Origin of the sequence: Geoanaerobacter pelophilus, from assembly GCF_018476885.1 — a bacterium.
Lineage (GTDB): Bacteria > Desulfobacterota > Desulfuromonadia > Geobacterales > DSM-12255 > Geoanaerobacter > Geoanaerobacter pelophilus.
In genome coordinates, this window is record NZ_JAHCVJ010000007.1 from 42,785 (window position 1) to 59,830 (window position 17,046).

The following is a 17,046-nucleotide window of genomic DNA, read 5'->3' on the forward strand; positions in this document are numbered from 1 at the left end:
ACGAAGTATAACGAGAAAGGCACATATGAACCTGTACCGGCCTGAAGAAGAGTGCGGCATTTTCGGGATATACAATCATCGCGAGGCGTCAAATCTGACTTATCTGGGGCTTTATGCCCTGCAGCACCGTGGTCAGGAGGCCTGTGGCATAGTCTCCTCGGATGGGCAGCGGTTGTACTCCCACAAGAGCATGGGGCTGGTTGCCGATGTTTTCGGCAATCCTGAGATCTTCCGCAATGTCCCTGGCGATTCGGCAATCGGTCATGTCCGCTACTCCACAACCGGCGATTCGGTTTCCAAAAACATCCAGCCGATACTGGTCAACTATTCGCGTGGCGCGATTGCCGTGGCGCACAACGGCAATATCGTCAACTCCCAGTTGATCAGGGCAGAGTTGGAGGCCTGGGGCTCAATCTTCCAGACCACCATGGATACGGAGATCATTGTCCATCTCCTTGCTGCCTCTAAGGCCAGCAGTCTTGAAGAGCGCATGGTTGAAGCGCTCAACCGGATCAAAGGAGCTTATTGCCTGCTTTTTATCACGGAAACCCGCATGGTGGCGGTTCGCGACCCGCATGGTTTCCGGCCGCTCTGTCTCGGCAAGCTTGGCGAGTCCTATGTGGTTGCCTCCGAAAGCTGTGCTCTGGACCTGATCGAGGCCGAGTTCATCCGCGAGGTGGAACCGGGCGAGATGATCGTCATCGGCCGCGGTGGCATTACTTCCCATTTCCCGTTCAAGAAGGTCAAGCCTTCCCATTGCATCTTTGAACATGTCTATTTTGCCCGTCCTGACTCGTACATCTTCGGCAAGACCGTCTACCTGGTAAGGAAGGAGCTCGGCCGGCAGCTTGCCAGAGAACATGCGGTTGATGCCGATATCGTCATCCCGGTGCCTGACTCCGGCGTGCCCGCTGCCATGGGCTATGCCGAAGAATCCGGGATCCGTTTCGAACTGGGGCTGATCCGCAACCATTACGTTGGCCGCACCTTCATCGAGCCGGCACAGTCGATCCGCCATTTCGGGGTCAAGATCAAGCTGAACCCGGTCCGCGAAGTGTTAAAAGGGAAACGGGTAGTGGTCATCGACGACTCCATTGTCAGGGGCACAACCTCCCGCAAGATCGTCAAGATGGTGCGGCAGGCCGGAGCCAGCGAGGTTCATATGCGGATCTCATCGCCGCCGACCAGCTATCCCTGCTACTACGGCATTGACACGCCAAACCGCAAGGAGTTGATCTCTTCATCCCACACCCTTGAGGAGATCAGGCGTTATATTACTGCCGATTCTCTTGGCTATCTGTCACACGAGGGGCTGCTGACCGCTGTGGGTGGCGATAAGGAATCGTTCTGCCACGCCTGTTTCTCCGGCGATTATCCGATCGGCTTTCCCAGGCTTGGACCAGAGCCGCAGCTTGACCTATTCTAGAAACGGTTCTTTTCCGCCCTGACGGTGTCAATCTGCGGCCTTGCTTGTGCGGCGTACTGTAGTACGCCTTCGCGCAATTCCTTGATTTCCTGGTCAGGACGAAAAATTCCTTGTTTCTAAATCGAACTCTATAAAGAAGGAGCTTGAAAGATGACCGATCGTGAACGCCTGAAACAGATCATTATGGAGCTTTCCTATGAAAAACGCAGAGTGACCCTCGCTTCCGGCCGGGAGAGCGATTTTTATTTTGACGGCAAACAGACCACCCTTCATGCCGAAGGGGGATTCCTTGTGGGCAAGCTCTTCTATCAGGCTGCTAAGGAGTTTGCGGGAGTCCAGGCTGTTGGCGGCATTACCCTTGGCGCTGACCCAATTGCCACTGCTACATCCATTGCCGCGCTGCTTGACGGCAATCCGCTCCATGCCTTTATTATCAGGAAGGAGCCCAAAGGACACGGCACCGGCCAGTGGCTTGAAGGTCGTAAAAACCTTCCGGCCGGGACAAAGGTGGTGATTGTCGAGGATGTTGTCACCACTGGCGGTTCCTCCATGAAAGCGGTGCGCCGGGCAGAGGAGGAAGGGCTCACGGTACTGGGTATCGTCTCCCTGGTTGACCGCGAAGAGGGTGGCAGAGAGAACATCGAGGCAGAAGGGTATGCGCTCAAGGCTATATTCGGCCGCAAGGAGCTTACTGGAGACCTGATTTAGCGTTGACAGCGCCCTGAACGCAGCTATATTTAAAACGCGTTCTTTTAATAAATTCCATTATTATGGAGATCATGATGGACCAGCTGGCCCAGGGAGTGTCCCTCTCCGCCAACCTCGTGCTGGTTGCCACTTTGTTGGCCGGGTGTTCGGGGATTCCGGGACTTTTTCTCGGCAGCCGCCCCGGACGTGGCCAGATTGTGGCTGCATGGTTTCTTGTCGCAGCCGGCGTCCTTGGCGTTACCGGCGCAGTAATTCATTTGTTCCGGGAGAGGAGTGAGAGTTTCATCCTCTCCTGGACACTTCCCTTCGGCACCGCCGAACTCTCCATCGATCCCCTTTCAGCAATCTTCCTGATCCCCATATTCCTCGTCGGCGCCTGTTCTGGGTTATATGCAGTCGGTTATTGGCCGGCAAGCCGTCAACGTGGTAGCGAGGCCCGCCTGTCATTTTTTCTCGGTACTCTGGTTGCCTCGATGTCCCTGGTGGTGATGGCCTGCAACGGCGCTTTATTCCTTATTGTCTGGGAATTCATGGCCCTTTCGTCGTTCTTTGCCATGACTGTCTCCGACAGGGACCGCCAGGTAAGGGATGCCGGGCTGGTTTACCTTGTCGCCACCCATTGCGGCACGCTACTGTTGTTCGTCATGTTCGCGCACCTCAAAGTCGTTACCGGTGGTTTCTCCTTACCGGCTGTCGGCTCTCTTGATCCAAACTCCGGATATGCCACCCTGATCTTTCTCGCCGCACTCATCGGCTTCGGGGCCAAAGCAGGGCTTATGCCGTTTCACGTCTGGCTGCCTGCGGCCCATGCCAGTGCTCCCAGCCACATCTCTGCCATGATGTCCGGGGTGATGCTCAAGATGGGGATATACGGGATCGTCAGGGTCTTGTCGTTTTTCTCGGTGCCGCCGATCTGGTGGGGGGTGCTTGTCCTGGTCCTCGGCGTTATTTCCGGCGTTGTCGGCGTCATGTTCGCCCTGGGGCAACACGACATCAAGCGGCTCCTTGCCTACCACAGCATCGAGAATATCGGCATCATCGCCATTGGTATCGGTCTGGCCCTGATCGGGCGCACCATGGGCTCTTCCGATCTGGCACTGCTCGGGATGTCCGGGGCACTGCTCCATACTGTCAATCATGCTACCTTCAAGTCGTTACTCTTCCTTGGCGCAGGGTCGGTTATTCACGCCACCGAAACCCGGGAAATAGACCTCATGGGCGGTTTATCACGGCGCCTCCCCTGGACATCCTTATGTTTTCTGGTCGGGTCGGTGGCAATATGCGGACTGCCGCCGCTGAACGGGTTTGTCAGCGAATTTCTCGTTTACCTGGCCGCCTTTTCCGGGCTGATCGCTACCGAAAGCTGGCTTGCGGCAATTCCGGCGATGGCGGCTCCGGCGCTTGCCTTGATTGGGGCTCTGGCTGTGGCCTGTTTTGTCAAAGTCTTTGGTATTGCCTTTCTTGGCTTACCCCGCAGCATCTCTAAAGAAGACGAGCATGAAGGTGGCTGGCAGATGCTGACGCCGATGGTGCTGCTTGCGTCCATCTGTATTTTTATCGGCGTCTTCCCGTTTCTGATCTCGCCTCTTGTACAGAGTGCAGCCTTTGCCTGGCTCCCGTCTCTTGCTGCCTCTTCAAGCCGCTTGCCGTCTCTGGCGCCTCTGGTCTCGATTGCTGCGGTCAACGGCCTGTTATTGGCCCTGATTCTTGTCTTTTCATATGTGATCCTGAAGAGGGTGGGATCGCTAGGCGTGTCCCCGGGAGTTACCTGGGATTGCGGTTATATCGAGCCGACCCCCAGGATGCAGTACACCTCTTCATCATTTGCAGAGATGCTGACCCGGCTGAATGCCATGTTTTTGCGGCCTGAGTGGCATAGTACGAAGATAAAGGGGTTGTTTCCGGCAGCAGCAAAGTTTTCCAGTCATGTTCCGGAAGTGGTTTTGGAGCAGCTTTACTTGCCGTTCCTCGCTAAGATCCAGTCTTTAATCGCCCCGCTCAGAAGGGTGCAGCATGGGCAGCTTCATCTGTATGTCCTTTATATCCTTGTTACCCTGGTCTCTTTACTGTTCTGGAGTCATTGGTGATTGGAGATGATGGTAACTAACGTATTTATCCATGCCATGCTGGCAATACTACTCCCCCCGCTCCTGATCGGGGTGATCGCACGGACAAAGGCTCTCTGCGCCGGTCGTAGCGGTGCGCCATTACTGCAGCCTTATTACGACATCGCTCGTCTCTGGAACAAGGGCTCGGTCTTCAGCAGTACTACCACTTGGGTATTCCGTGCCGGACCGTTGGTTTCGCTCGCTGTTGTGCTTACGGCAGCCTTGCTCATCCCTTTTGGGGCACCTCAGGCGCCGTTCTCTTTCCGCGGCGACATGCTCCTGTTCCTGTACCTCTTTGCGCTGGCCCGATTTTTCACCATTATAGCGGCCCTTGATACCGGTTCCAGCTTCGAGGGGATGGGTTCTGCCCGTGAGGCTACCTTTGCCTGCCTTGCCGAACCGGCACTGCTCTTTTCTTTCCTTGCCCTGGCAAAGCTCAGCGGCTCATTTTCATTGACCGGGATGCTGGCTCACCGCTCGGTCGTGAACCTGATAAACGATGGCGCACCCCTGTTGATGCTGCTGGGTGGCTTGTATGTGATTATTCTGGCTGAAAACTGCCGGATTCCTTTCGACGACCCCAACACCCACCTGGAATTGACCATGATTCATGAAGTGATGGTGCTGGATCACAGCGGGCCGCTCTTCGGGATCATTCTTTACGGAGCAGCAGTCAAGCTCTTTGTCCTGGGGGCATTGCTCATTCATATTGCCTTTCCGATTAGCTCCGGTTATCAGGTGCTTGACTGGGGCGTGTTTGTCTGTTCCCAACTGCTGCTGGCTATCACAATCGGCTTGACCGAGTCGCTCATGGCACGTCTGAGGCTGGTAAAAATCCCCTACTTGCTTGCGGTAGCGACCATACTCACAGCCTTCGGGCTGCTGCTGGTGCTTCGGTGACGGTATGACCCAAATTGCTGATCAAATCCTTGTCTTTGTGCTGCTTTTGAATTTCGTCGTGCTCGGCTCCAGCCGTCTTGCTGTTTCGGTGCGGATCGTGGCGATCCAGGGGATTGCTCTGGGGCTGCTTCCCGCCATACTTCACCACTTTTCGGTCCATCTCTCGTTTATCAGTTTCGGCATGGTGGCGGTCAAGGGATTCATTATCCCGTTGCTGCTTACCAGGGCAGTGAACCGGTTGACCAGCAAGCGCGAGTCTGACCCGTTTGTCGGCCATATCCCGACGCTGGTCGTCGGTGGCATCTGCACCGCGCTGTCATTTGCCTTTGCCGGCCGGCTCCCTCTGGCTCCCGAGCACCAGGGGCTGATGATCGTTCCGGCAGCCATCTCTACCCTCCTGGCAGGCCTGCTTGTCATTGTCACCAGGCGCAAGGCTGTGTCGCAGGTTATCGGTTATCTACTCCTTGAGAACGGCATATTCATCTTCGGCCAGCTCCTGACCACTGCCATGCCGTTCATGGTAGAGGCAGGAGTGCTCCTTGATCTCCTGGTCGGCATCTTTGTCATGGGGATCATAATCGGCCATATCCGGGCTGAATTCTCTTCAGTGGACACCTCCCGGCTGACAACGCTGAGGGACGTCTGATGATAGCTGCCCTGGTCATTCTACCTCTGCTGGGAGCAATCATCGCCTGGCTGGTGCCGGACAATAGGCTCCGGCCGTGGTTGTTGCCAGTTTTCGGGATGCTTCACGGAGCCATAACCGTAGACCTGATTCTGTCGCCGCCATTGCCTTCGTTGCAAGGCTGGATTCATCTCGACCCGCTCGGTTGTCTGGCTCTGGTGGCCATCAGTCCTCTATTCCTTGCCTGTTCCTTCTATGCCGTAGGTTATCTCAACTACCGGCAGGAACGTTCCAACAGGATCCTGTGCATGGGGCTTCTGGTCTGCCTTTCGGCAATGTCGCTCACTTCCGTAGCCCATCATCTGGGGCTTCTCTGGCTTGCCCTTGAGACCACAACCCTGGTGATGGCACCCTTGGTCTATTTCAACCGGAATGCCCGTTCCCTTGAGGCTACCTGGAAATACATGATGATCTGTTCTGTCGGTATTGCCCTGGCGCTTCTCGGCCTCTTTTTCCTCGCTTATTCCATGCTGGTTGCCGGCCATGAGGCAACCTTGCTGCTTGACCAGCTTGTTTCCCGGGCCGGAGTGCTCTCCCCGGCGTGGCTCCATGCCGCCTTTGTCTTCATTCTGGTTGGTTTCGGCACCAAGGTCGGACTGGCGCCGCTTCATACCTGGAAACCGGATGCCTATGGCGAAGCGCCCGGCATAGTCGGCGCCCTGCTTTCCGGAGGCCTCGTCACCTGCGGAGTTCTCGGATTGATGCGCATTTACCAGGTATGCATTGCCGCCGGTGATACCACATTCTATCGGGATGCCCTTGTCGGCCTGGGCCTGCTCTCCACCATTCTTGCCGCAGTGTTTCTGGTGCGGCAGGCCGATTTCAAACGGATGCTTGCCTATTCGAGCGTCGAGCATGTCGGGGTCATTGCTATTGGTCTGGGAATCGGCAAGGGTGCCATTTTTTTTACGCTGCTGCATCTGCTGGCAAACAGTTTAACCAAAGGTGTGCTCTTTCTTACGGCCGGCAATATCCATAGATCCTACAACAGCAAGCGGTGCGATGTCGTCCATGGGGTCCTGCGCCGTCTACCATGGACCGGCAGCCTGTTCCTGGCCGGTTTCTTTGCCGGTACGGCATCGCCGCCGTTCGGCATGTTTTTGAGCGAATTCGGGATCATTGCCGGATCATTTGCCGCTGGCAGGCCGGTTGTTACCACGATTCTCGTGGTCAGTTTTGCTGCCGCCTACCTGGGGATGGCGGCCAATGTGCTGCCAATGGCGCTTGGCGAGCGGCTGCGCGAATCCGAGCGGACCCTGTACCGGGACAGCTTCCTGACTGTGGCTCCGCCGTTGCTCCTTACCCTTATCCTTTTGCTGATGGGGCTCTGCTTTCCTTTACCTCTGGCGCGGCTGGTTCATAATGCTGCGTTTCTGCTGGGTGGCGAATAATGAACGGCAAGTTCCTCGAAATAACGAACGGATCGGCAACACCTCTGGCCGAACTCCCGGTGCTGGCTATCGACGAGTTTCTCCAGACCGTAGTAACGGCCACCGGCAAGGGTTGGCGCATTGCCAGCTATTTCGCATTACCCAGGGAGAAGAGGCACCAGCTGGTCTGCGTTCTTGCCGGATCGTCACGACGCCTGGCCCTGATGTCGGCCCTGGTTGAAGGGGACCGGTTCCCGTCTATAGCCGAATATTCGCCCCAGGCCCATCTTTTCGAACGTGAGATTGCTGAACAGTGGGGCATCCAGCCCGAATGGCACCCATGGCTGAAGCCGGTGCGGTTCCATCCGTCATACCGGCCTGGTGTCGATGCCTGGGGGAGGGAACCCGGATCGATCAAGATTGGGATCATGGATTATTACCGGGTGGAGGGCGAAGAAATTCATGAGGTGGCAGTCGGTCCGGTGCATGCCGGGATTATCGAGCCAGGCCACTTCCGGTTCCAATGCCATGGTGAAGTTGTTCATCACCTAGAGATCTCTCTGGGGTATCAGCATCGGGGCATTGAGCGGTCGCTGGCAGGTGGTCCGTCGCCTCGGTCGATCCATACAATGGAGACCATTGCCGGGGATACCACCATAGGCCATGCCACGGCTTATTGCACGGTCCTGGAAGCGCTTGCCAATGGTGAAGTGCCGGAGCGAGGCGAAGCGCTTCGTGCCGTTGCTCTGGAGCTTGAGCGGCTGGCAAATCATGCCGGTGATCTCGGGGCATTGGCCGGCGACATCGGTTTTCTGCCAACCATGTCGTTTTGCGGCAGGATCCGCGGTGAATTCCTCAACATGACCGCCGAACTATGCGGCAGTCGCTTTGGTCGAGGGTTGATCAGGAGCGGCGGCACCCGGTTTGATTGCTCCCATGACATGGCTGCCGATATTCGACGACGCCTTAGTGTTGCCCGTCGCGACCTGAAGGAGGCAGCTGACCTGCTGTGGGATACCCCTTCGGTCATGGCCCGTTTCGAGGGGACCGGTGTCGTATCCCCTGAAACTGCCAAAGACCTGGGATTGGTCGGTCCCGCAGCCCGGGCGAGCACCCTGGCACAGGACGTCAGAACCGATCACCCGTTCGGCTATTACCGCTACCGCTCGATTCCGCTGGTCACCGGCCATAGCGGCGATGTCGGCGACAGGGCCATGATCCGCTGGCTGGAATCTGAGTATTCCATCTATTTCATTGATGACCTTCTCTCGCGCCTTCCAGGGGGGCCATGCCTGACCGGGATCAGGGAACCTGCTGCTGAAATGATCGCCGTTGCCCTGGTGGAAGGGTGGCGGGGTGAGATCTGTCATAGCGCAGTGACTGATGCCGCCGGGCGCTTTGCCAGCTACAAGGTGGTAGACCCGTCGTTTCACAACTGGATGGGGTTGGCAATGGCGTTGCGCGGAGAGCAGATATCGGATTTCCCGCTGTGCAACAAGAGCTTCAATCTCTCTTATTGCGGCTTTGATCTTTAGGAGCAACAATGTTCAAGCCATTACTTGCCAGGCTTCGTCAGGGTCACCGCACCATGGAATATCCGGCAAAGCCGGTTCAACTCCCGGAGCGGTTTCGCGGTTACCCTGAACTCAAAGCGATGCAATGCCCTGATGATTGTCGGGCATGCAGCAATGCCTGTCCGCACGGCGCCATAACTATCGGCTCCAGTAAAGGTGAAACGGTTGCGCTGGATATGGGGAAGTGTCTGTTTTGTGCGGAGTGTGCAGAAGCCTGCCCGGGCGGCGTTATCAGCTTCACCAACGATGCGCGGCTGGCGGTGAGGAATCGGCAAGAGCTGGTTGTCCGGCCCGGAGAAGAGCTGCGCCTGGCAAAGGCCTTGGATGCCGGAATGCTGAAGCTGTTCGGCCGGTCCCTGAAGCTGCGTGAAGTATCAGCAGCCGGCTGCAATGCCTGCGAGGCGGATACCAATGTCCTGTCGACCATAGGCTGGGACCTGGGGCGGTTCGGTATCCAGTTCGTCGCTTCGCCCCGTCATGCCGACGGAGTCTTCATTTCCGGCCCGGTGAGCGAAAATATGCGCGAGGCGCTGCTGAAGACCTATGCCGCAGTGCCGGAGCCAAAGATCGTTATCGCTTGTGGTGCCTGTGCCATCAATGGCGGACCGTTCATCGATAACCCTGAAGTCCACAACGGCGTTGATGGCCTGATCCCGGTCGATCTCTACATCCCCGGCTGTCCTCCGCACCCGCTGACCATCCTCGACGGCCTTTTGCGGCTGCTTGATCGCCTGGGCAAAGATCCCTTTGCCCAGGCTCATCAAGGTTGATCGGCTAATCAGTAACTAATCCCCGCGAACCATCCTCTGCCCGGCGTGCATCAGCAGCGCTCCACAGACCCCGGCAATCATCCAGGCAGGTGCTGCCAGGATTGCCAGGATAAGGCCGTCAACCAGGCAGATCCCGGCCAGCATCAGCGGGATTACCGGCCGGGCAAACGGTTTAGGCCTATTGTTCTCATGCCTCGCCACCAGGCTGATGCTGACCACATAAAGAAACTGTACACTCCCAGCCGTTATTACCGGCAGCTTGAGCATGCCGGTTGCCGACAGCGCCGTAACTGCAAAGACTAGAAAGCGGCATGAGGCCATCAGCAGCACGCTCAGCGGGTTCTTTTTGTGATGCCGATCGTACCAGATGATTGTAATGAGCAACAATAGAGCGGCAAGCAGCCCCTGGCGGAAGGGGAGGGCAAGGAGCAGCAGAAAACCGGCTGTCAGCAGCGCAGCAGAGAAGGTAACTGCACCGCGCAGCGTCACCCGCCCCGATGGGATCGGCCGGGAAGGGCGGTGTGCCCGGTCGTGTTCAGCATCGAAGACATCGTTGAGGCACATCCCCGCCAGATAGAAGCAGGAGAGGGCAACGGCAAGGACTAGATACTGGCCAGGGGCAAACAGCCCGGTTGCCAGGACAAAAGCGCAGAGGACATTGGTCCAGATGCTCGGCAGGTTGCTGACCCGGCAGAGATCGAGGTATGCCTTGAATGTTGCGGAATAGCGACTGGTCATGCTTCAAAGATATGGCGCAGCAGCAGGTTGCGGACATCGGTTGCGGTAATGGCGCTACCTTCAAGCAGTTGAGGGGCACTGGTCATGAACAGCGGCCCTTCATCGGGTGTGTCAGTGATCCTGCCGTGCGAACCTTTTACCAGAGTGGCATCCAGCGGAATAACATCCATCAGGTACCGGAACCCGAGGAGTTTCTTCGCCAAAGTTCCGGCAATTTTCAGCTTGGGGAAGCTGATGGCAGGGTCAAGAAACAGTTCGCAGGGATCGTAACCAGGTTTGGCGTGGATATTCACTGTCCGCGCATAATCGGGGGCCTTGGCGTCATCACGCCACCAGTAGTAGGTGAACCAGCTTGCGCTATCGCTAACCAGCACCAGTTCTCCTGACCGTTCATGGTCCAGTCCGTAAGCTTTCTTCCCCTCAGTATCCAGAACCTGCTCGATCCCGGGCACTTTTGAGAACAAGAGCTTTACCTCGGCGATATCAGCCTTGTCTCTGACGTAGATATGGGCTACCTGGTGGTCGGCAACAGCAAAGGCCCTGCTGGTCATGGGATCGAGATATTCGCGGCCCTGATCGACTTTCAGCGACAGCAGTCCTGCCTCGGCCAGGATCCGGTTCGGGTGGAGCGGACGAGATACTTCGGTGATGCCGTATTCGGAGAGCACGACGATCCGGCATCCCCGTTCAGTAAAGAAGTCGCACAGCGTGCCGCACACGGCATCTATTTCGCTCAGATCGCGGCTAAGATCACCCTTTGGCCCCAATTTCTGCAGGCAGTAATCGAGGTGGGGTAGGTAAACAAGCTGCAAGGTCGGCGAAAAATCCCTTTCCACGGCCATGGCCGCTTTAGCGATCCAGTCGCTGGACACGATCGAGGTTGCCGGTCCCCAGAACTGAAACAACGGGAATTGACCGAACTCTGCGTTGTAGCGGTCACGCAGCTCCATCGGCACCGAATAGCAGTCGGGAAGTTTCCGGCCATCGGCACAGTAAAGGGGGCGGGGGGTCAGGGTAATGTCGGCAGCGCTCTGCATGGCATACCACCAGAAGCTGTTGGCGCAGGTGAATGACGGATTGCGGCGCTTTGCCTCGTGCCAGATCTTCTCCCCGGAAACGAGCAGGTTGGACTGTTTCCAGAAGATGACTTCGCCGAGGGCGCGATCATACCAACCATTGGCAACGATGCCATGTTCCGATGGGAGGGTGCCGGTCAGGTAGGACGACTGAACAGAGCAGGTCACGGCAGGGGTAATGGCCGCAATCGGCACTGATTGGGCCAGGAACCGGTTGAGGTGCGGCGTCGCAGGCCCGCCTAGCAGCGACTTGGTAAGACCGACGACATTAAGGACGACTGTACGCTGCATTAAGCTGCTCCTTGAGCCAGGAGATTTCGCGGATGATCGAACCGGTGACCGGTTCGCACCTGAGACTTGGCGGCAGAACCTCCCAGGTGTATGTTTCAACCTCCAGCAGTATTCCGGCCGGCACCTCCGGCAGGAGTTCCTCAAGGAACGAGCGGGTTGTGCTCAGACCGTCATACTGATCCTGAAAGATCGGCACATGAAAGTGACAGCGCCATTCGTCCCCTGGTTGTCGGTCATGGTCGGCAAGGGCCGGCCCGAGGTCCATATACCTGGCTATGGTACCATCCCTGCGGCGAATCACAACCTGATGCAGGTAACAGGGCTCGGCAAAAGGTTGCAACAGGGGCAGGGCAGGGTCGACAACTTTAAGGGCAGAGGAAATCTGGTACTTGGCAATTTCGACACCGGATGCCTTCAACCGGGCAAGCGACGCAGCCGGCTCTTCAAATTCCACTGCCTGGTGGCAGCAATCATAACAGAGACCAAGGTGACTTCGCAGCCGATCCGGCAGTTCGAGATTCTCGAAGAAGCTACAGACCTCGTCGGTAGTCTCCAGCAGGCATCCCGGCTCAGGCTCCAGCGCCAGCATGATCTTTTTGCCATGTTCTTCATATATGGTTACAAGATGAGCAAGCACCCCCTGCAGCTGTTTCATTATTGCCGGGAGATCCTCTTTAGTAACAACTCCCTTGAATCCTAACGGCACCGTCGAGATCGATCCGGTAAGGTGTTCCGGAAGCCAGCCCGCAAGCAGGTCTGCCAGACGGTTGGTATAGGCGGTGCGTTCCGGGCTGCGCCAATCCGGCAGGTAAACCTGTTCTTTGACTCGGTCATTATGAAATGAGCCGAACGGGAAGCCGTTCAGGGTGGGGATAAAGCAGTCCTGCTCTTCCAGCCAGGTCTTGAACTTACGGTTTTCTGTTTCGCTCAACTGGCTGGCGGCAATGTTTGATAGCCGCAACCCTATGGGGAACTGGGCGCTAGGGGAAACGGCGGACTTCACGGCCGGAAGATGCTGACGCAGTGCCGTGAAGGTCTCTTGCCAGCTTTCTCCGGGATGGATGTTGGTGCAGTAGGTAATCAAGCGGCGCTGAATTTGGGGCATTGGCTGAGAAACGCCTTCGGGTTGTCGTAGAAAACCTTGTTGATTGCATCATCCGGATGGCCGCGTCGCCGCATTTCATTGGCGCATTTCAGCACCGAAAGCGGGTCACTGACGCTCCAGTCTGCCGAGGAGTTGATGCAGATCCGGTCGGTGCCGTAGATTTCGACCGCATCAATGGCCCGCTCCGGGCTCCCCTTGGAATTGGGGTACAGGGTCAGGCCGAACCAGAAGCCGTTATCCTTGATTTCCCTGATGGTATGCTCCTCGGCATGGTCGATCAGCACCCGTTCCGGCTTGATGCGCGGTTCAGAAAGGATCATGTCCATGATAATCCGGGTCCCCTTCAGTTTGTCCTCAAGGTGCGGGGTGTGGATCAGGAGCAGTTCATTGCGGTCGACCGCCAGTGCCAACTGCTTTTCCAGAATTTTGATCTCGTTGCGGCTGTTCTTGTTCAGACCGACCTCGCCGATACCCAGTGCTGTCGGGCGATCGAGAAATTCCGGCATAATGGCCAGCACGTCTTCGGCAAGCTGTAGATTTTCGGACTCCTTGGAGTTAAGACCGATCCAGCAGTAATGCTTGATGCCGAATCGTGCGGCTCTGGCCGGTTCAGTAACAGTGAGGTGGAAGAAGTAATCGCGAAAGCTGTCAGCAGAACTCCGGTCGAACCCGGCCCAGAAGGCAGGCTCAGAAACCGTGTGAATGCCGCTGACAGCAAGTTTCAGATAGTCGTCAGTAGTGCGTGAGACCATGTGGATATGGGGATCGATCGCCTTCATTGCTTACCCCCATCCCAGGCGCCGACCGCCTTCAGGCCAATGGCACTCTCCAGAGGCTCGGTGCTTGGATCACTGAACGAATTCTGGATGGCGACAGTCCTGCCAGTATCAGAGTTGTGCAGAAGTTTCGCGGCATTTACCAACGCCTGGTAACGGAAATCGGCCTTGGCCTCATCCGATCCTTCATAGCGGTCGATCCTGTCAAGAAACGAGGCGATATCAAGGAGCCGGGCACGGTTTTCTATAAAGTAGAGATCGAGAATTTCGGTGGCGTTGAGTTGGCGGTAGTGCGGTGTCATCTGAGCTCTCCCTGGTTTCGGTCGGTTACCGTCGGTCGGTTGGCTGGTGCCGGATTTCTGAGTGCTGCGCGATCAGCCAGCAGTTCAATGCTTCGTTTCATAAGGGCTGTATCGATGTGATGTGCTTCGATCTTTTTGCCGATGCTTGTGAGCAAGGGGATCGATAACTCTCCTCCCAGATGCTCCTGGAAGTCGTTCAAGGCCTTTTTAACATCAAGCCAGGATAGGGCCGGGTGATAGAGGCTGAAGCCGAGATCGTCGAGGAGTGTCAGGATCCGATGCAGGTCAAGGTCACCCAACAAACCGGCAATGTTCGAATAGATGGAATCAAGGGCGATCCCGATGGCTACAGCTTCACCATGGCGTAGTTCACAGCCAGTCAATTCCTCCATTTTATGGGCATTCCAATGGCCGAAATCGAGCGGTCGTGATGACCCGAATTCAAAGGGATCGCCGCCACCGGCGATATGCTGCAGATGTAGTTCGGCGCAGCGAGTTATCATCTGTTCCATAGCTGCTGGATCAAAACAGGCCAATTTTTTACGGTCTGCATACAGGGAATCAAAAAAGTTGCGGTCACGGATCAAAGAAACCTTAACCGCCTCTGCGATCCCGGAACGCAGATCCCGTTCTGGCAAGGTCTTGAGAAAATCGAGATCATTGATAACGGCGAATGGCGGGGCAAAGGTGCCGAGGAAGTTTTTCCTGCCAAAGGCATTGACCCCGTTTTTTACCCCGACCCCGGCATCGTTCTGCGCCAGAACCGTGGTCGGCATCCTGATCAGGCGCACGCCGCGATGGGCTGTCGCCGCCGCATAGCCGGCAGCATCAAGCACCGCGCCGCCGCCGATGGCAATAATAAAGGAATGCCTGCAGAGGCGATGCCGCTCGACCAGCGAGTGGATTTTTTCAACCTCAATCGGTTCATGTTTGCAGATCTCACCGCCACGGACAAGGAACGGTGGGGCAACGAACTCAAGCACACTTGAGTGGTCCTTGCCGTACTTGCTGATATCTTCGACCAGTCCGGGCATAAGCCTGGCGACTTCGCTGTCAATTACCACCAAGGAACGGTTGACAGGCTTGCCGCTCTTCTTGAGCAGATCAATAAGAACGTGATTTTTCGAGTTGAAGATGTCTCGGGTAAAGGTTACCGGGTAGGAGTAGCTGACCGTGAATTGTTGATGTATTGTCTGCATGATTCCTCCCATGGCGAAAGAAGGAGGCGAAGCCGCAAAGCTTCGCCTTTGGTGAGTTGCCAGCTAGACCGGTCAGCCTATAGTCCCCGGTGCAGGATCTCCAGGGTAATCGTTGCATAAGCGGTTACCAGGTGAGGGTCTTTCTCCCACCAGCGACCATTCTTGTTAACCCAGGAACCGTCTTCACGCTGCAGGTCAAGGAGCTTGCGAGCCAGGTCCTGACGCCAGTTGACCTTTTTGCCGTCCTTCAGGGTCAGGGTATCTACACCGGCCGCAGAGAGCCCTTTGGCCATGGTGTGCAGGTAATAGTAGAGCCCGTCCTGTCCCATGCCGGGGTTTTCGTCCAGGGTATAATTCTTTGAGAGCCAGTCAATGACCGCCTTGACCCGCGGGTCGTTCTTGTCCACCTGGGCATAGATAAAGCTGAGCAGACCTGCGTAACTCATGCTGCCATAGGAGCGGAGCGCAGTCTTGCCGCTTTCCAGCTTTTGTTCTCCTGCCTTACTGTCTGCCGGGAAATAGACGAAGCCTCCTTTGTTGGCCGGATCGTCGCTAGCCCATGGCTGGTCATTGGATGCCGGCAGGTTCTGGGTACGGCTGATGAATTGGACGGCAGCCTGCCAGTTCAGATCCTTGGCGTCCGGATCGTTGGCCACATCGCTTTTCAGAAAGCGGGTATAGTACAGGGCTTCAAGGGCAAAGGTGGTATTGGCCAGATCGGAGTGCTTGTAAGTGCCGCCGTAGCCGATGCCGCCGTCAAGCGGGTCGTCGCCCATCCCTTTTTCCCCGAAATCGTCCTGCAGGCCGATGATGAACTTACGCCCCTTCTTGAGCAGCGGTTCATAGGACGGGTTGTTGGCCATGAGCAGCGCCATCATGGAAATGGAGGTATTGTAGTTGGCTAGGTCCTTGCCATAGATACCGCCATCAGGCTTGGCGCTCTTCACCAGGTAGTCATAGCCGTTCTTTATGTTTTTTTCATATTTGTTTTTGTAGAACTTTGACGGATCACCCTGAAATGCAGTCAAGGCAAGGGCCGACAGCGCCGGATATTCAGCCTGAGCCCAATAACCGCCTGGTTGCTGCTTGGCTGCCAGCCAGGTAAGCCCCTTGCCGATGGCGTTTTCCAGTTCCAGCTTTAGCGAGAGATCGGGCTTGGATTTTGTTACCACCTTGTCAGCGGCACATGCTGCGAAAGGGAAGGAAAGCATAGTGGCAATAATAACAGCGAGACTCAATTTCTTCATGAACATGTCTCTCCTTTCAGTTATCTGGCAGGTTTGATAGAAATCGTAACTGGAGTTCCAACGGGAGGAACAGAACCTTCTTTTACCGACCATACCTTATCGCTATCGCCTCCCTTGGAGGTATTATCGATTATGGCGGCAGGATCGTGATATATCGCAATAATGGACCCATCTGACTGGGCTTGAAACCGCCCATCGCGGATTGTTGAGCCGGTGAAAACCCATGAACTATTAGTCACAGCCTGGAGCTTGCCATCAACCGTCTTGGCCAGCCATATTTCAGGATTTATCTCAGTAAATGTACCATCCTTGTCTGCTACCTTCAACTGTATGACTACTGGCGTACCTTCTGGCATGCGCGGATCACCTTGAAAATCAAGGGGCTTGGATGTTCCCTCAAGGCCGATAAGCAGACAGGCAATCTGCAGTTGATATGGCTCAACTTTGGTTCTCAGCAGGCTTTCATGGGTTTTGCCACCAACTCTCACCAGGAGGTATTCCAGCATACCTTTATTCATATTAATTTCGCCAGGGAAAGATACCGTCTTCTTATCCTTGTCTATTTGAATAGCGCCGATCTTGTAAACGCCGGGCGATACCTTGTCAATTACTGTGTCAGAACCTTTTTCCGTGAAAGAGGATGGAGCACCTTCAATCGGAGGCGTAACCGCAGAAGGATCGAACGGCGGTGGTGGTGGCGGGCCATCAGCAAAAGCAGATAATGAAAATATGAATGTCATGAAAAGAGCGTACAGGGACGTTCGCATTTAC

General features: G+C 56.0%; 16 protein-coding genes. 8 read left to right on the top strand and 8 right to left on the bottom strand.

Annotated elements, in window-relative coordinates; genetic code table 11:
• Window positions 1-25 precede the first annotated feature (25 nt).
• The 8 genes from purF to KI809_RS15975 all read left to right on the top strand — a co-directional run bounded on the left by purF (window position 26) and on the right by KI809_RS15975 (window position 9,541).
• The gene (gene purF / locus KI809_RS15940; RefSeq protein WP_214172582.1) at window positions 26-1,426 is read left to right on the top strand and encodes an amidophosphoribosyltransferase; all 1,401 of its coding nucleotides are present in this window, start codon (window positions 26-28) and stop codon (window positions 1,424-1,426) included.
• A gap of 150 nt (window positions 1,427-1,576) precedes the next feature.
• Window positions 1,577-2,134: an orotate phosphoribosyltransferase gene (gene pyrE / locus KI809_RS15945; protein ID WP_214172583.1), complete on the top strand. Its 558-nt coding sequence runs from the start codon at window positions 1,577-1,579 to the stop codon at window positions 2,132-2,134.
• 74 nt (window positions 2,135-2,208) lie between these two features.
• Window positions 2,209-4,221 carry a proton-conducting transporter transmembrane domain-containing protein gene (locus KI809_RS15950; RefSeq protein ID WP_214172584.1) on the top strand — a complete coding sequence of 671 codons (2,013 nt, stop codon included), beginning with the start codon at window positions 2,209-2,211 and terminating at the stop codon, window positions 4,219-4,221.
• A gap of 9 nt (window positions 4,222-4,230) precedes the next feature.
• Entirely contained in the window at window positions 4,231-5,142 is a 912-nt protein-coding gene (locus KI809_RS15955; RefSeq protein ID WP_214172730.1) for a respiratory chain complex I subunit 1 family protein, read from the top strand.
• Between the two features lie 4 nt (window positions 5,143-5,146).
• Window positions 5,147-5,788, top strand: a complete 642-nt coding sequence (locus KI809_RS15960) for a hydrogenase (protein ID WP_214172585.1) — start codon at window positions 5,147-5,149, stop codon at window positions 5,786-5,788.
• Complete coding sequence (locus tag KI809_RS15965; RefSeq protein ID WP_214172586.1) at window positions 5,788-7,218, top strand: proton-conducting transporter transmembrane domain-containing protein; 1,431 nt, start codon at window positions 5,788-5,790, stop codon at window positions 7,216-7,218. The genes KI809_RS15960 and KI809_RS15965 overlap by 1 nt, the downstream gene beginning before the upstream one ends.
• A complete protein-coding gene (locus KI809_RS15970; protein WP_214172587.1) occupies window positions 7,218-8,732 on the top strand; it encodes a hydrogenase large subunit in 1,515 nt (504 codons plus the stop codon). The genes KI809_RS15965 and KI809_RS15970 overlap by 1 nt, the downstream gene beginning before the upstream one ends.
• Before the next feature lie 8 nt (window positions 8,733-8,740).
• The gene (locus KI809_RS15975; protein ID WP_214172588.1) at window positions 8,741-9,541 is read left to right on the top strand and encodes an NADH-quinone oxidoreductase subunit B family protein; all 801 of its coding nucleotides are present in this window, start codon (window positions 8,741-8,743) and stop codon (window positions 9,539-9,541) included.
• Window positions 9,542-9,556: 15 nt separating this feature from the next.
• On the opposite strand, the gene KI809_RS15980 is transcribed toward KI809_RS15975, so the two are convergent.
• From KI809_RS15980 to KI809_RS16015, 8 genes are all read right to left on the bottom strand, one after another.
• Window positions 9,557-10,279, bottom strand: coding sequence for a UbiA family prenyltransferase (locus KI809_RS15980; RefSeq protein WP_214172589.1), 723 nt, complete (start codon window positions 10,277-10,279; stop codon window positions 9,557-9,559).
• A complete protein-coding gene (locus tag KI809_RS15985) occupies window positions 10,276-11,646 on the bottom strand; it encodes an alkaline phosphatase family protein (RefSeq protein ID WP_214172590.1) in 1,371 nt (456 codons plus the stop codon). The genes KI809_RS15980 and KI809_RS15985 overlap by 4 nt, the downstream gene beginning before the upstream one ends.
• Window positions 11,624-12,751, bottom strand: coding sequence for a metabolite traffic protein EboE (gene eboE / locus KI809_RS15990; protein WP_246559459.1), 1,128 nt, complete (start codon window positions 12,749-12,751; stop codon window positions 11,624-11,626). The genes KI809_RS15985 and eboE overlap by 23 nt, the downstream gene beginning before the upstream one ends.
• A complete protein-coding gene (locus KI809_RS15995; protein ID WP_214172591.1) occupies window positions 12,727-13,530 on the bottom strand; it encodes a TatD family hydrolase in 804 nt (267 codons plus the stop codon). Before KI809_RS15995 ends, eboE begins: the two co-directional genes overlap by 25 nt.
• A complete protein-coding gene (locus KI809_RS16000) occupies window positions 13,527-13,829 on the bottom strand; it encodes a hypothetical protein (protein WP_214172592.1) in 303 nt (100 codons plus the stop codon). Before KI809_RS16000 ends, KI809_RS15995 begins: the two co-directional genes overlap by 4 nt.
• Complete coding sequence (locus KI809_RS16005; protein ID WP_214172593.1) at window positions 13,826-15,028, bottom strand: 3-dehydroquinate synthase; 1,203 nt, start codon at window positions 15,026-15,028, stop codon at window positions 13,826-13,828. The genes KI809_RS16000 and KI809_RS16005 overlap by 4 nt, the downstream gene beginning before the upstream one ends.
• 77 nt (window positions 15,029-15,105) lie before the next feature.
• Window positions 15,106-16,275 (bottom strand): prenyltransferase/squalene oxidase repeat-containing protein, encoded by a 1,170-nt coding sequence (locus KI809_RS16010; protein WP_214172594.1) that lies wholly within the window; start codon window positions 16,273-16,275, stop codon window positions 15,106-15,108.
• Between the two features lie 20 nt (window positions 16,276-16,295).
• Complete coding sequence (locus KI809_RS16015; protein ID WP_214172595.1) at window positions 16,296-17,015, bottom strand: YdjY domain-containing protein; 720 nt, start codon at window positions 17,013-17,015, stop codon at window positions 16,296-16,298.
• Window positions 17,016-17,046: the final 31 nt, after the last annotated feature.

What these genes read in the sequence shown, in the direction of transcription:
- purF (WP_214172582.1), top strand. Translation starts at nt 26, where the DNA reads ATGAACCTGTACCGGCCTGAAGAAGAGTGCGGCATTTTCGGGATATAC.
- pyrE (WP_214172583.1), top strand. Translation starts at nt 1,577, where the DNA reads ATGACCGATCGTGAACGCCTGAAACAGATCATTATGGAGCTTTCCTAT.
- KI809_RS15950 (WP_214172584.1), top strand. Translation starts at nt 2,209, where the DNA reads ATGGACCAGCTGGCCCAGGGAGTGTCCCTCTCCGCCAACCTCGTGCTG.
- KI809_RS15955 (WP_214172730.1), top strand. Translation starts at nt 4,231, where the DNA reads ATGGTAACTAACGTATTTATCCATGCCATGCTGGCAATACTACTCCCC.
- KI809_RS15960 (WP_214172585.1), top strand. Translation starts at nt 5,147, where the DNA reads ATGACCCAAATTGCTGATCAAATCCTTGTCTTTGTGCTGCTTTTGAAT.
- KI809_RS15965 (WP_214172586.1), top strand. Translation starts at nt 5,788, where the DNA reads ATGATAGCTGCCCTGGTCATTCTACCTCTGCTGGGAGCAATCATCGCC.
- KI809_RS15970 (WP_214172587.1), top strand. Translation starts at nt 7,218, where the DNA reads ATGAACGGCAAGTTCCTCGAAATAACGAACGGATCGGCAACACCTCTG.
- KI809_RS15975 (WP_214172588.1), top strand. Translation starts at nt 8,741, where the DNA reads ATGTTCAAGCCATTACTTGCCAGGCTTCGTCAGGGTCACCGCACCATG.
- KI809_RS15980 (WP_214172589.1), bottom strand. Translation starts at nt 10,279, where the DNA reads ATGACCAGTCGCTATTCCGCAACATTCAAGGCATACCTCGATCTCTGC.
- KI809_RS15985 (WP_214172590.1), bottom strand. Translation starts at nt 11,646, where the DNA reads ATGCAGCGTACAGTCGTCCTTAATGTCGTCGGTCTTACCAAGTCGCTG.
- eboE (WP_246559459.1), bottom strand. Translation starts at nt 12,751, where the DNA reads ATGCCCCAAATTCAGCGCCGCTTGATTACCTACTGCACCAACATCCAT.
- KI809_RS15995 (WP_214172591.1), bottom strand. Translation starts at nt 13,530, where the DNA reads ATGAAGGCGATCGATCCCCATATCCACATGGTCTCACGCACTACTGAC.
- KI809_RS16000 (WP_214172592.1), bottom strand. Translation starts at nt 13,829, where the DNA reads ATGACACCGCACTACCGCCAACTCAACGCCACCGAAATTCTCGATCTC.
- KI809_RS16005 (WP_214172593.1), bottom strand. Translation starts at nt 15,028, where the DNA reads ATGCAGACAATACATCAACAATTCACGGTCAGCTACTCCTACCCGGTA.
- KI809_RS16010 (WP_214172594.1), bottom strand. Translation starts at nt 16,275, where the DNA reads ATGAAGAAATTGAGTCTCGCTGTTATTATTGCCACTATGCTTTCCTTC.
- KI809_RS16015 (WP_214172595.1), bottom strand. Translation starts at nt 17,015, where the DNA reads ATGACATTCATATTTTCATTATCTGCTTTTGCTGATGGCCCGCCACCA.